This is a genomic window from Niabella drilacis (genome assembly GCF_900101395.1).
In the GTDB taxonomy this organism is placed as follows: Bacteria; Bacteroidota; Bacteroidia; order Chitinophagales; family Chitinophagaceae; genus Niabella; species Niabella drilacis.
This window is the reverse complement of record NZ_FMZO01000003.1, coordinates 19,664-34,380: the sequence shown is the minus strand read 5'-3', so window position 1 is coordinate 34,380 and position 14,717 is coordinate 19,664. Positions and strand designations below refer to the sequence as shown.

The 14,717-nt window shown below is 48.0% G+C and carries 9 protein-coding genes; 3 read left to right on the top strand and 6 right to left on the bottom strand.

Annotated features, from left to right (window positions below):
* Nucleotides 1-93: 93 nt before the first annotated feature.
* From BLS44_RS06320 to BLS44_RS06305, 3 genes are all read left to right on the top strand, one after another.
* A complete protein-coding gene (locus tag BLS44_RS06320; RefSeq protein WP_090389224.1) occupies nt 94-819 on the top strand; it encodes a hypothetical protein in 726 nt (241 codons plus the stop codon).
* 298 nt (nt 820-1,117) lie between these two features.
* Nucleotides 1,118-1,918 (top strand): hypothetical protein, encoded by an 801-nt coding sequence (locus tag BLS44_RS06310; RefSeq protein ID WP_143019681.1) that lies wholly within the window; start codon nt 1,118-1,120, stop codon nt 1,916-1,918.
* 106 nt (nt 1,919-2,024) lie between these two features.
* Entirely contained in the window at nt 2,025-3,449 is a 1,425-nt protein-coding gene (locus tag BLS44_RS06305) for a hypothetical protein (protein ID WP_143019680.1), read from the top strand.
* A 372-nt stretch (nt 3,450-3,821) separates the two neighbouring features.
* Here BLS44_RS06305 and BLS44_RS06300 read toward each other — a convergent pair whose 3' ends face one another.
* The 6 genes from BLS44_RS06300 to BLS44_RS06275 all read right to left on the bottom strand — a co-directional run bounded on the left by BLS44_RS06300 (nt 3,822) and on the right by BLS44_RS06275 (nt 14,706).
* Nucleotides 3,822-4,136, bottom strand: coding sequence for a HopJ type III effector protein (locus BLS44_RS06300; protein ID WP_090389220.1), 315 nt, complete (start codon nt 4,134-4,136; stop codon nt 3,822-3,824).
* 154 nt (nt 4,137-4,290) lie between these two features.
* Nucleotides 4,291-5,799: an NHL repeat-containing protein gene (locus BLS44_RS06295; protein WP_143019679.1), complete on the bottom strand. Its 1,509-nt coding sequence runs from the start codon at nt 5,797-5,799 to the stop codon at nt 4,291-4,293.
* A gap of 30 nt (nt 5,800-5,829) precedes the next feature.
* The gene (locus tag BLS44_RS06290) at nt 5,830-8,574 is read right to left on the bottom strand and encodes a choice-of-anchor Q domain-containing protein (protein WP_090389218.1); all 2,745 of its coding nucleotides are present in this window, start codon (nt 8,572-8,574) and stop codon (nt 5,830-5,832) included.
* 540 nt (nt 8,575-9,114) lie between these two features.
* Nucleotides 9,115-10,848, bottom strand: coding sequence for a tetratricopeptide repeat protein (locus BLS44_RS06285; protein WP_143019678.1), 1,734 nt, complete (start codon nt 10,846-10,848; stop codon nt 9,115-9,117).
* 115 nt (nt 10,849-10,963) lie between these two features.
* A complete protein-coding gene (locus tag BLS44_RS06280; protein WP_090389216.1) occupies nt 10,964-12,916 on the bottom strand; it encodes a glycoside hydrolase family 97 protein in 1,953 nt (650 codons plus the stop codon).
* Nucleotides 12,917-13,029: 113 nt separating this feature from the next.
* On the bottom strand, nt 13,030-14,706 hold the full coding sequence (locus tag BLS44_RS06275; protein WP_176954334.1) for a RagB/SusD family nutrient uptake outer membrane protein: 1,677 nt from the start codon (nt 14,704-14,706) through the stop codon (nt 13,030-13,032).
* Nucleotides 14,707-14,717 lie beyond the last annotated feature (11 nt).

The window sequence follows — 14,717 nt, the reverse complement described above, 5'->3', positions numbered from 1 at the left end:
TGACTTCCGGGGTTATTCATCACAATTTTACACTGTCAAAAAGCCATTGGCTCCGCTGAATGACCATTGCATTAAACCAATAAAAATATACACATGAAAAAATATCTTTTACCTGCAACAATCACGTTTTTAACGGTGCTGATTTCCTGCACAAAAACCGGTGCAGATGAAAATAATAACAACAGTAATAACCCTCCTTTCGAGATCTGGATGGGACTGAAAGCCGGGTCTGCCGGCAATTGGGCCAATGTAGACTGGAAAGTGGTACTGCCCGACGGGAGTTACTTTAACCAGCTGCCCCGGGAAGGGTTCCTGGATTTTTCTAAAAACCAGCCCGGCGGCACCTGGGGAACTTTTACGTTGAGCGGCAATACAGGAGCCTTTACCAATCAATATGAAACCATCCGGGTAAAAAAAATAGGCAATACAGAGCTCGAAAAGGTCGGTTATACCAACCGGTTGTATAAGCTGGCCCCGGTTGACGGCTTAAAGCTTTCGGGAAAATACAATACCATATCCAACTGGTCTACCATCCCCAATTATCCCTACGGGCCTAATGATGCGCAACCCATGATCTCATTTGCCGCAAACGGCACATTCAACGACCAGGGCGCATTCATCACCAATTTTACGATGCCCTACCAGGACCCGAAAAGAGCGCCCGGCAACGGTACTTATGAAATCAAAAACTTTACATTAATACTCAATTATTCCGACGGGCGAAAAATCGCCAAAGCGTTCAGCGGTGTATTTAATAATGCCGTAACTGCTACCGCCGGGATGGTCTTTATAGCCGGCAATCCGTTCTATAACCAATAATGAAATTGTTTAACCTTGCTGATATTGCCGTTGTTCTCACAGATCTTCGCCGATTTTTCGCGCTGGTTTTCGCAGAAAATCGATCTGCGGCCATTCCCGGTGTATTGAATCGGTCTCCCGCCATGCGGGATCAACGGAAAAAGTTGTGTCATCATCATTCCTTTAAAAGTCCAAACAGCTGCAATAACAATCAGCAATAAACAAATAAAACGCCTGTGCTGATTTTTTCCATACGAGTATGTATAAGGCGGCCTATTCAATAACAATCGCAGCGAAGCTGCAAACTAAAAATATAAGAATGAAACACAATCCCGTTTTGGCTGCTATTATTTTTGCAGGAGTTACGGCAACTGCCTTTATACCAGCAGCAGATATTATAAGCAGAATAGGCATCTCGCAGGACGTTGCCAAAAATCATATCCTTAATAATCTTGTGGGTAATTTCAGGCATGAACCCGTCAACCCTTCTACCCTGTTGGCAGATGAGCCAAAAAATTACCGTAGCCAGACCAAACGATTCCAGATACCCCGTCTGAGTAATTTGCCTCAACTTATCAACGGTAATAAAAAAGCAATGGCAAAGGAGCTTTGTTTGTATGTAAAAGAATACGTGAACAGCAGGGAATTTGCTGATAAATATGCTAAAATAAGAGCTGCAGCCAAACCGGAAGCGGAACCTCCGGTTATGGACAAGCAAACAATAGACGCAATGAAACAAGGGCTCAAAGAGTCGGAAACCGCCCGCACCAGGCTAAAAGCAATGGGACAGTCCACAAAATCAATAGATACCGGCATTGCGCAGATGAAAAAAATGATTTCCGAAAACGGAGACCCCACGCCCAATAAAACCAAATGGGAAAAATTGTACCCCGCCGACCCTGCCGTAATGATAAAAAACAGGTTACAGGAGTATATCAGCCTTGCTGCTACTGTTGATTTTAATGCCGCCGTTACAGGTGCTAAAAGAACGTTTATAAACCCTGCTTATGAAAACCAAACCCTCAGATGGAAGGCTATTTACAGAGCCGGCAAAGAGGTGAACGATGTGGCTATAGCTTTTGCAAAACAATGGCTGAAAGAAGGAATCATCACTTATTAAGAAGATCTAAAAATATCCACATGAAATGAGCCATAAGTATTCTGAGTACCAATGAATATTTATACACGCGCATTCCATGTGGCAAAAAACAATTAAACATCAACACATGAAAAAGTTTCACCTTTATTTAATAGCCCTCGTTATCGGCATAATCTCTTGTACAAAAACAGACACGCCGGATTCAGAAACGCCCATTGATCTTTCTTCCCTCACCCCCGAGGTTACCTCCAAAGGCATGCCAACGGGCAGCGTTTATACGCAACAGGTAGGTGCGGCCGGTGGAAACGTACAATCGCCCGACGGGAAAATATCCATTGATATTCCTGCCGGAGCACTAAGCGCAAATACGGCTATCGGCATACAGCCCATTACCAACGAGGCGCCCATGGGTGCAGGCAATGCATACCGGCTCACGCCGGAAGGAGCTGTTTTCGCCAGGCCCGTAACCATTACCATAAAATATGGAGGCGATATGAAGCCCGGTCTTTCCTGGATTGTTACGCAAAAAGCCGATGGCTCCTGGCTGGGTGATCGGAATACCCAAACGGATGAAACAACCAAAACCCTATCGGTAAAGACCACGCATTTCAGCGACTGGGGCACAGGTAAACTGATCGATTTTCGGTTAGCACCGAAAAATACGGTCCTAAAAGTGAAAGGCCAGGTGCAATTGTATGTAAACGGGTTTAAAAAAATGGAGCCCGCAGGCGATGATGAATTGGTGCCGCTTGCACCCTTGTACAAAAAAAATGCGGACGATGATGCATTAGCGCCTCTGCCCGTTCTGCTCGCCGAAAAGATGGAGCAATTGAACAACTACAAGCTCGATTTTAAAGAATGGCGGCTTAGCGGGCAAGGCAATTTAAAGCCGGCAGGATCCAGGGCTACCTATACAGCACCCGATAAAATTCCATCACCCAACCCGGTAACCGTTTCGGTGAACATCAATGCAACCAATAACGGCAAAACCACCAAACTTATTTTACTCAGTAATATTAAAATAGTGGATGCTGATCTGTATTTGCTGCTTACTGTTGACGGAACCACTTATGAATACTACCAATACGGATTTAATGGCAGCGTTCCTCCTGATCCCAATAATCTGTCCATTGCAAATTGCGGTATCGACGACAATCTGCTTTCGGTTGCCGGCACCCATGTTCAAAATAACAGCAATATGGTAAGCAGTTTTGCATTATCTGTCAGCAATCCTGCAGAAGGGACGGTTACACTGAAATGTTTGTTGAACAACGGACAGGATGATGCGCAGTTTACCCTGGGTTCGCAACAGGCGGTATATGACATGAACCAAATTATACGTACACCAATACCCGGACCAGGTTGCGATGATGCAGCTAAATGTGCCAACATGACGATCACGTTTACAACTTATGAAAATAAGTGGAACGGAAAAGTTACCGGAACTTTTTCCGGCATATTGTATGAAGACAAACCCGGGTTTTCAGATGAATGTAAAAGTACGATAGCGCACAATATTACCGGTGAATTTAACCTGGTACGGGCCAATTAACCTTTTTTTAGCTGTCGGTCCCACTCAATTCTGAGCCCGGAACCGCTCCTCAGCCGGAACCCGGGTTGCTTCCGGTACCTGCAGCTTATTAAGAGAGCACTTCTAATTTCTATTATATTACAATGGTGACTATCGTTATCTGCATTGATACAATATAAACGTTTCAGGTAAGGGCCTTCCCGAATTTCGTTCATGTGCAGGTCCTCCCTGTAAGCCGGTTCGCCTTCATTCTTTTCCGGTTGGGGTTCAGGTTGCCGAAGGGCGGGTATGGGCCCTATGTAAAACCTCCCGTAAACGCCATTATGTAAAAAAATGATTATGCAATGTAACGGAGTATTGCCCCCATAAATAGCCGGCTCATAAGGCCGTTGATCATGCTCCCAGAACAACACCCTCCCAGCCGTGGATCATGAACTGGCGGATGTTCTGGTGATTCTTTCCTTCCGGTTCATCCAATACGGCCTGGTAATGCTCTGCAAACAATTGAAGTGTTTCCTCCTTTCCTAAGCCTTGTTGTCGTGCAAAAGAAAAAACCGTTGCGCTGCCCTGGTTCTCGGTGGCTGCGTTCCGCAACGATCCGTTTGTAAAGGGTATCGGTTCGTGTGTATAATGCTGATCAATAAAAGCCAGTACTCCCTTAAAATCGATTTCATTTTTTGCCAATTGTTCCAAAACTTTAGTTACCATAGTATTCTTTTTATGCACAGCGAAAATAAAGAAATACCAGCAGACCACAGGGCCTGGCTGGGTAGCGGCCTCTTACAAAAAGAATGGTTTTATCAAATTTGATAAAACCATTCTCAAACCCGGCAATGATGACACCGGTTCCTGCTGGCTTTTCCTATTGTTCGCGCACTGCGCTGACCACTTTTGATACCTGCTCCTTACCATCCTTATCTACCTGAACGATACGTACCAGTAGCCGTTCTTTATCCATGCCGGTAATGATCCCCTTCCTGCTGCATGAAAACGAAAGCATACAAAGCAGGGCCCCAACCCATGTTACAGCATACCGGCGGCGGCCATTGGCCATTACCCCCAGTAACAGGAGCCCGGCACTGATACTGATAGCCGATAGCGGAATGGCGCTGCTGTACGTCAATGCGCTGTTGCTGTTACCAGCCGTAGCCTTACTTTGAATAGTCTGTATGGTTGTAAACTGCTGCCCGTTGTCAGAAGCCTGTATCAGAAAATGGGCGCTATTCGTCTCGGCCAGTGTTTGCCAGCTAACATAAAGGGTTTCATTTTTAATTGCGGCCTGTACAGTACCGAAATGTACCGGCAACACACCGGTTGCGATCTTACGAATGGCATAATTTGTTTCATCACCTACATACAGGTTTCCGTCTTCATCAAAGACCAGGCTTGTAACATAGCTGAAAAGGGCCTGTTGCAGACTACCGTTAACAAAGCCGTAAGCGCTGCCTGTCAGCGTTGTAACATCCTTGCTTGACAGCTTGACCATACGAACACGGCGGTTTGAATAATCGCCAACATATAGGTTACCGGAATGATCCAATGCCAACCCGCTGGGATAATTAAACTGCGCCGCCGTTCCGGAACCATCTGCAAAACCAGCGCTGCTGCCTGCAACGGTTTCCACCATGGCATCTGAAAGGCGTATGCTGCGGATACGGTGATTGTTCTGATCCGATACATATAAATAGCCTGAGCCGTCATATACCAGGAACCCGGGCGCAGAAAAGCGACCACTGGTTCCCTGACCATCACCGCTGCCCACGTACCTGCCGGCAACAGTAGTTACTTCTGCATCAGACAACCGGATCTTCCGAACACGGTTATTCTGTTGATCTGCTACGAACAGGTTTCCAGCACCGTCCAGTGCCAGACCATAGGGTCCATTGAACCGGGCGGCTGTACCAATCCCATCCTGGTAACTCCCCTGGATCGAGCCACCCTGACCGGCAACGATCGAAACAACCCCATTTACCAGGTCAATTTTGCGTATACAATCCCTGTCTGATACATACAGGATTTCCCCTGCAGCATCAATAGCCAGCCCCCTCGGACTATAAAATTTTGCTTCACTTAACGTTCCGTTTACATAACCGGCGGGGCCGCTGCCGGTAACCGTAGTCACCGTTCCGTCAGACAACCGGACCTTCCGGATACGCCAATTCTGGAAATCCGCAAAATACAGATTGCCTTTTCCGTCGCATACCATGTTGCCGGACATACGCCCCATTCTTGCCGCTGTACCAACGGCATCCACATAGTCCACATTACCGGCCCCACCCGCCAGGGTGCTGACCTGGGCCCTGCTGCTACTAATTGAAAATACCAACGCCAAACAAATGGCCAGTTTTGAAAAACAATAATTTTTAATCATAATGTATTATTTTCTGTTCTCTTCGATGCGCTATTCTGCTGTTGTACGGATCACTTTTGAAACCTGCTCCTTGCCCCCCTTGTCCACCTGCACGATACGCACAAACAGCCGTCCGGCTTCCGGCGACCCGAACAAGTCTCCCTTATGACAGGAAAAAAGCAGTGCACAGCCAATAACGGTACAAAGTGCCCGGCACTTTTTTCTCCGGCCGCATGTGCCAGCCGTTCCGAATGCCAGCAGTAATAACCCCGCTGATGTCATCGCCGCAGACAATGGAATAACACTGTTATATTCCAGAACTGCACTGCTATTACCGGTTACCGCCCTGCTTTGTACGGTTTGCACAGTGCTCCATTGCATACCATCCTGTGAAACCTGTATCTTAAAATGATCATTGTCTGTTTCTGATTCCGTGCTCCAGCTCACCAGCAGCTGATCATCCCGTATAACAGCGCTAAAGCTGCCAAACCGCACGGGCAGCGCCGCATCATATTCATAAGCCCCCATATCGATCGTGCTACCCGTCAACCGCGGTTTACCAGCCAGGTCCCTGGTGGCGGCGTTTAAACCGGGATAGAGGCTGTCACTGCCTTTATCAATAGCCGGGGCGCCGTTTTTTAAAGTGTAATCCCCTCCCGCAGGATCTGTAAAAACATCGGTAGCAGCAATATCCGCCGCATTAATATTCCCATTGGTGAAATCCGTGTTTCCCTGTATCAGCGAATGCACGGGGGTCATTGTACCGCCAGACATCAGGTCTACGCCTCCGTAAATGATGGCATTATTGGCAGCAAGTGCTCCATTTTGAATAACAACTGCATTTGTGGTATTACCGGCCACCGTTACGTTATTCAGCACAACGAGCCCCGCAGCCTGTACCAATCCGCCCCCCGCGGAGCCGGCGGTATTGCGTGTGATACTTACATTGGTAAGGACCGGGGAAGAATTAAGATTGAGCATACCCCCGCCATTTTTAGCGGTATTGCCTCTTATGACTACATTCGTGATAACCGGCGAAGAATTATTATTATACATGCCTCCCCCGTTATTATCAGCCAGGTTTCCTTCAATAACCAGGTTTCGTAAAACAGGTGATGCATAGCTATTATAGATCCCGGCCCCATTTGCAGCACTATATCCCCCGGTAAGCGTAAACCCGTCTAATGCAGCCGTATTGTCGATCCGGGTGGTGAATATGAAATCATTAAAAATCACCGGCCGGTCGTTCCTCCCATTCAGGATAGAACCATTCCCCGAGGCGCCTCCCGAAGCGGCGGGCAGGATACGGCTTTTGGTTAAATCATCAATGCCCCTGGCAGGGTCAAAACCACCATACACCTTAACCCCGTTCTTAAGGATAAAACTGCTGCCCGTTACCCTGTACTCCCCCTTTGCCACCCAAACCTGTTGCGTACCGGTGGCATCTATTGCCGCCTGTAAATCCCCGGTGGCATTCGCCCAACTATTACCATTGCCGGTAGCCTCCGTTTTCACATACACAATACCATTTACATCGGGCCGTACCGGAGTGTACGGGCTCTCATAAGCGCCCATATCGATCACCCCTCCGTTGCCAAGTGCATACACCCGGGCATTGCCCGCCAGATCTTTACTACCATTGCCCAACCCGGGATATAATGCATTATCGCCTGCATTGACGGCAACACTACCTGCTTTTAGTGTATAATCGCCGGCACCTGCATTATTAAACAGTTGAGCGGCACTGATGCCGGACGCACTAAGGTTTCCGTTACTGGTGTCTTGTGAACCCTGTATCAGGCTATAGCTAACAGCCGGCGTACTGGCTTCATTTTGCATACCCTGCCCGGCATTAGCCGAATTTCCATAAATAATACTGTTACGGATAAGTATATCGGCATACCGGTTATAGATGCCGCCACCTAAAGAAGCGCTGTTGCCAATAATCGTTACATTAACAAGCGTGGGCGATGCGGCGCTGCTATTGTACATACCGCCCGCCCTGCTGGTATAATCCATTGCATCAGTGCATTGGTTGTTTGCTATAAGAACATTTATAATCAGCGGGGAAGCCGTTTCATGGGCGATACCGCCGCCATAAATAGCCGAATTACCGGTAATAATAAGATCCGATAATACCGGCGATGAATGAGCAAGGGAAATTCCGCCGCCTGCAGTACCAGAAACATTAATACTGTTTACATTAATACTGCCCCGGTTGTTACCGAAGGCATAGCCCCCGGTAACCGTAAAACCGTCCAGCACCGCGCTTCCTGCATTACCTGCACTAACAACAATATGGCAGGCGTTGCCATAATCCAATAGCATATTATTGTCAATATCGCCACTCAATATCGTTACGGCCTGTTTTGCACTCCGGGTTTCAAAAGTTGCCCGGCCGTTATCCGGATCAAACCCTCCATAAACCTTTACATCTTTCGGCAACAGGAACGCATTATCGCGCCCCTGGTTTGTGCCAAAGAGTGGCCCATCTTCCGGGCTGAACAAAGGCTTATACGTTCCCTTTGCAACCCATATCTCTTTTATACCGGTATTCGTTTTAGCAGCTTTTAAGGCAGTGGCCAGTTCAGACAGGGCTTCTCCCCACCCGGCGCCATTGCCGGCAGCGCCGCTTTTAACATATACAATACCATTGGCGTCGGGGGTTTGGGCATTGCCGGTAAAACCCAGAAATAACAACGCGAAGGCTAAAAGCAATTTTACCCCCGGGGTTCTTTGCAGCGGCAACGGCACCGCCGCCTGCACGATCGTAAAATGGTAAGCGAATAATTCCATACTTTAATCAGTCTTTAGCTTCAGTTCTTTTTTTTGCCGGTCTATTGCCCGGAGCTTCTGTTCATAGTACCACCAGATCAGTCCTATGAGCATCATCACCAACAAGAGGAAAACGGATAATAAAAGGAGCTTCCTGTCACAAGAGTAAGGGCGGCGCATATCTGTTTACTTTGGCGGCAAACTTAGCCCGCACAGCGTGACGAAACCGGAAACGGGGCCTTACAAAATCCTTACATCTGGCTCACACAAGCGCAACTAATTGATTTCAATAAAATTAAAAAGCCTTCCAAAACAGACTGCATCAAAAGCCACTTTACAAAAGCGTGTCATGCTGTACCCGAGCTTCCTATGAACATGTGGCTAATCCCCGCTACCAGCAAGCTGTAAAGGAGCGCCGCTTTTATTCGTAAACGGCAGCAAAGCGAAACCAGGATGCCGGGCAATATTGTATAGTCAGTGGGGAGGCTTACAGGTGTGTTGCGCCGGGTCGGTTGTTCCCGGAGCAGGAACCCGCTTCACCGGGTGGCCCGGATAGATCCATCAAATATTTTTTATCATTTCATCAAGGGCGGCATGATCAGCCAGGCTCAGTTTTTTCCGGATGCGATGGCGCATTACCTGGATGGCATTTGGAGAAACCCCGAGCATTGCCGCCATCTCTTTGGTGGAAAGGTTCAACCGTGCCAGCACAAAATATCGCAGCTCACCGGTAGAAAGTTCAGACTGTTTTTCTTTAACCCGGAGGATAAAACCGGGATAGGCTTTATCGAACAATACCTGAAACGACTGCCAGTCATCTTCTGTAAGAATGGTGCTTTGCTGAAGTTGCTGAAAAAGCGTGGTCTTGTCTTTCTCCGGATTCCGGTTTTGCAGCTGTTCGATCAGCTTGTTCTTTTCCAGGATGCTTTCGGTAAAGCGGTTCAGGTTCGCCCTTGCCAGTTCCAGCTCCTGTGTAGCGGCCTGTAGTTTGAAGTCTTTGGCCAGCTGTTTTTTCTTTTGTATAAAATAGATGAGCACGATTGCAATGCACAGGATCAATAACAGGAGGATCAATAAATTCCGTTCGGCAACTTTCCGCTGCCGCTCCAGGGTAAATGCGGATAACTGGAGTTCTTCCCGCTGGCGATCTACTTTTTGCTGTGCCCGAAGCACTTTCAGCGCACTGAATTTTTCATTGTACCGGTTAAATGCCGCTATCGAAGAATCTACATATTGTTTCGACCGTTCCGCATCACCTGCTGCGGCATACCACTTGCTCATTACAGGGTATAACAACCGCAGACGGTCCGGCTGTTCGGCTTTCATTATATACGTTTGTGCATGTGCAATGAATGTTCCGGCCAGCTCCATATTTCCCCTGTCACGGAAAATATCGGCCAGCAAAATAGCCGCCCCCGCCGCACAACCGTAGTCGTTTTCGGTAACAGAACCGTTAAAATCAGTTTCCAGCAACGGTATGGCTTTATCGAATTGTTTCCGGAGATAGTTGTCCGTACCCAGGTTACCCGTAGCGATCCGTTTCCATACCTCCGCTTCCGGAAAACGGGTTTTCCGGACCTCATTAAAGTAATGATCCGCACTATCCAGCTCGTTTTCCTGCTGGAAACACAAACCCAGGTTATTTCGGGCAGCATTTAATACCATTGTATTAAAGGCGGTTTCGGGCAATGCTATAGCTCTTTTAAAGTATTTTTTGGCAACTGAATAATCCTGGAAAAAATAATAGGCTTCGCCGATCTGCATCAGGTCCCTTGCCATCTCCGGGTATGCATCGGCCCTGGCGGATGCCAGTTCTTTATCCAGCAGCAGGTATTGTTCAAAAGCCTGCTCATAATTTCCTTCATATTTCCAGTAGAATTCGGCTAATGCCCTTAGTGCACGTGCGCGCAGGAAATCTATATTTTCTTTGCTTACCAGCCCCACCAGCGCGGTCAGCTTCCGGAGCGATACATCTTTGGGCTGCTGCTGGTAAAAAGCATTCCAGAAAACGAGGAACAGTTCTATTTCGAGCTCCAGGCCCCGGTCTTTATGCCTGCGGGCAAAACTTTTTATCTCCGCTGCTTTTTCCACCCTCCGTGCCGAGTCCCCGATATCGATGAGGTCTTTGTACATGGCATGCACCCCAAGGACCTTCTTTGCATAGGGCTTGTGCAGCAGCGTATCGTATTGCGCCAATGATCTTGCGGGCAAAAGAACAAAAAAAAGAATGATCAACCCGGGGATCTGCCAACGCAACAGGGAATAAGCAGTATAATTATTAAATGGTCTGTACAAAAGAGGCCTAATTATGCCGCCAAAGATACAGGAAGTAAATAAAAATGCCGAAAGGCCCGGGCACATTCAGCGCCCGGGCATAAACTTTCCTGAAAAATACCCTGCCTGATACAGCTTATTGCTCCGGCGTGATCCTGGCAAGCCAGCCGCCACCCGGCGCCAGGTTCAGTTTCAGTATTTCCCCCGCGGTAAATGACCTCCGCACCCGTTTATAATCCGTTGCAGCGGTAACAGCGTTCACGCCGTCTTCAATTATTTCGATGTGATACCTGCCCGGCTTTAAAAAACCGGTTGACAGATCGATCATCCTCGGATCATCGTTTGTTATGGCACCAATATGCCAGTTCCGGCCCGATCTCCGTGCCAATACGGTATACGCACCGATCTTACCCGTTAACAACCTGCTCTCATCCCATTCAACCGGTATCTTCGAAAGAAAGTCAGTACACTCCTGCTCCCGGCGGTAGTCTGCGGGCGACCCCGGCAACATGGTCATTGGGCTGCTTAAAATAATAAACAAGGCCATTGCATGCGCCCGCGTTCCCCACCCCATTGGATAATCGCCAAAATGCCGGAAGTTTTTTTTGTTTGCATTGCGCATTGTTGCCGGAATATAATCCATAGCACCGGTAAACATACGGATGTACGGCAAAAGGTTGTGATGCCTCGGGTTATCCGAATCTGACACCCCGCTTTGCTCAAACTCGATCAGGGCTTCCCTGGTTAACAGGTTGGGATATTTGCGGCTCAATCCGCAGGGCTTATACGCTCCGTGAAAGTCAACCACCATCTTTTTTTCCGCGGCTTTGCTGGCAACGGCTTCATAAAAAGCAACCATCTGCTGGTCATCCCGGTTCATGAAGTCCATCTTGATGCCTTTAATACCCCAGCGCTCAAACTGATCAAATGCTTCGCTCCATTGATCTTTAAGCGTGTTCCAGATTACCCAAACCATAACGTCCACGCCTTTGCTCTTTGCATACGCGGTAACGGCCGGCATATCCAAGCCCGGAACTTCACGAAGCAGGTCGTTTTTGGGGCTCCATCCATCATCAAAAAGAAAGTAACGGAATCCTTTTTCAGCGCAGAAATCTATAAAATATTTGGCCGTTTCCGTATTTATGCCTGCCTTAAAGTCAACACCAAAAATATTGTTCTTCGCCCACCAGTCAAACATCACCACACCGGGCCTGACCCATGAAACATCCTTCAGCTCTGTAGGTGAGGCCAGTAAATAAACCATGTTATTGCTGATCAGGTCCTCTTCATGGTCTGCAACAGCAAAGATCCGCCAGGGGTAGGTCCGTTTTCCCGCAACCCGGGCTATATAGTCAAAGGTTTCGCCAACCTGGCCGCTGCTATAAGGGTTATCTGTGGTTACCAGTGTCCGGGGATAACGCGCATGTGTAGCCCGGATCCGGGAAGCGCCGTCGCTTTTTACCCATAGTCCCGGAAAATTATAAAGATCCGATTCCGTGATCATTACAAATTTCCCGCGCTGTTTTTGAATAAGAACAGGCAAATTGCAAAGCCTGGCCGGATCCAGTTCATTCAGCTGCTTAAACTCATAGGGCTGCTCATATGCTGCATTAAAAGACCGTTCCGACTGGAAGTATACTGAATCCTCTGTCTGGAACTCCACGTTGAGGGTTTCATCAAAAACGGTCAGGCTATCCTGGATATCCGTTGTAAAGCGGTAAGCCATCCCTTCATTAAAGAGCCGGAATGTAAGGGATTGCCGGGATCTAAACGTAAGCACCAGTTCATTATACGAATTGTGGTATTTATCACTTTTCTCCTTTATCAGCGGTTGGATCACTTCGTTTACCGTATTCCGCTTTATACGCTTTACCTGCAGCGGCCCGGTTGCCGTTTGATCAGTGATCAATCCCAGGTTTGTCAGGTTCAATATCGAGTCTCCCTCCTTTATCAGCGTTACCCGGATCCCCTGCCGGCCGTTCTCGATCTCGGCCAACAGTTTTTTATCGGGAGCAGCCAGTTTATATTTTTGTGCATTACCGGCAGCACAAAAAAAAGATACCAAAAACAAGATGAAACAGCCTTTCATTATACCAATATTTTATTTATAGGTTTCAATATCCTTACCGGAAAAGTATGCCCCTCGGAGCTGGCGTGCCCGCAGAGGTCCTGCCCCAATCCGGTTTAAGTATTTCAACAGATTTACCAGCCCGGGTTTTGGGTCAGTTTGGGATTGATCAGAATCTCCTTTGTAGGCAGCGGCAACAGATAATGCTTTTGGGGATCAAATACTCTTCCGGCCGCGCTCTCTACTATAATAAACCCGTTGGCATCCGTTCTTTTCTGCCAGCTGTCATCACTATACGGATTCCGGTCCTGTCCCTCAACCACAATCGGGTTTGCCCAGGGTGTTCCTACAATTTTAATACCTTTTATGGCAGTGGGCAGCTCCTGCTCCGCCGTCTTCCATCTTCTCAGATCATCATACCTGAATCCTTCCAGTGCCAGCTCAATTGTTCGTTCACGCCGTATTTCCTCCCGCATATTCAACCCATTGGCTCCGACAAAGGCATTGGTTAATGCGGGCATACCGGCTCTCTGACGGATGAGGTTCACCGACTTAGCAAGGTCTTCGTCGCTGATGGCATCATTTCTTTCAAAGCGGGCCTCCGCATAAACCAGGAGCACTTCCGCATACCTGAGCATATGACGGTCGTAACCATACCCGAGCGTAAACGGCGATTTATTGGAGGCTGCGTCTTCCGACAAAAACTTATAGGTAGTGTATCCCGTGTTCGCATTCCGTTGTGGATAAAAAGGCCAGCTGGCAACCGGTTCCGGGTACCAGAGCTGTTGCACACCGGTACCTGGGATCACAATGGTCATGGTCATACGGGGATCACGCATCTGGAACTCCGAACCGGTTTGATCGTAGCCCTGGAATAATGCAGACCTGGTAATGGGCAAACCGTCTGCACACAGATACATATCGGCCAGCTTTTTTGTGGGCAGCAGGTGCCCCTCTCCTACGGTACTGGGGAATGTCTGACTGGAAATATTCACTTCATAACGACGGTCCAGTATACATTCAGGAGCATTATCACCTTCATCTATAAACAAGTACCGGTAGCTCTGTGCACCTTTACCTGTATATAACGTGTATTGTGCACTGTTCATTACTGTGGTAGCGGCGTCAATGGCAATATCCAGGTACGTGTTTGCATTACCTGCTCCCCTGGCTTTTTCCCAGGTCCCTTCAAACAGCGCTACCCTCGCCTTTAAAGCCTGCGCTGCGCCCCTGGTAATTCTACCGATATCCCCGCCAGACAAGGCCTTTTGTTCAGGCAGATCGGCGGCAGCCTCCGTCAGATCATTTAAAATAAAATCAACGGTCTCCCTGCGGGTGGCCCTGGGCGCATACAGCGCCTCATCATCTATATCCAGTTCGCTGGCAATAAGCGGTACTTCGCCAAAAAGTTTGTAGAGCATCCAGTAATTATATGCCCTGAAAAACCTGGCTTCGGCAGCTAATACCTTCAACTCAGCGGCGATGGGCGAAGCTGCGGCCTTTTCAATGATCTTATTACAGCGCCGGATATAGACATACGCATTGGTCCACCGGCTATCGTTCTCCGCACTCTGGTAGGTTCCGTTACTAACGGAATTGGGCACATCGTACGCAATGTCGGAATACGTATCGCCCGGGTTAAATCCTTCAAGAGAAAAATAAAGGTTATTAGCAGCCAGTTTAAAGTCTGCTGCTGTTTTCCAGAATGTGGCATCAGAGATCGAATCTTTGGGGATCAGATCCAATCCCTTCTTACATCCTGTTGACAGCAGCAGTACAATAACGAATACTTTTAAATATTTATAGTTCATGACAGTTGTAG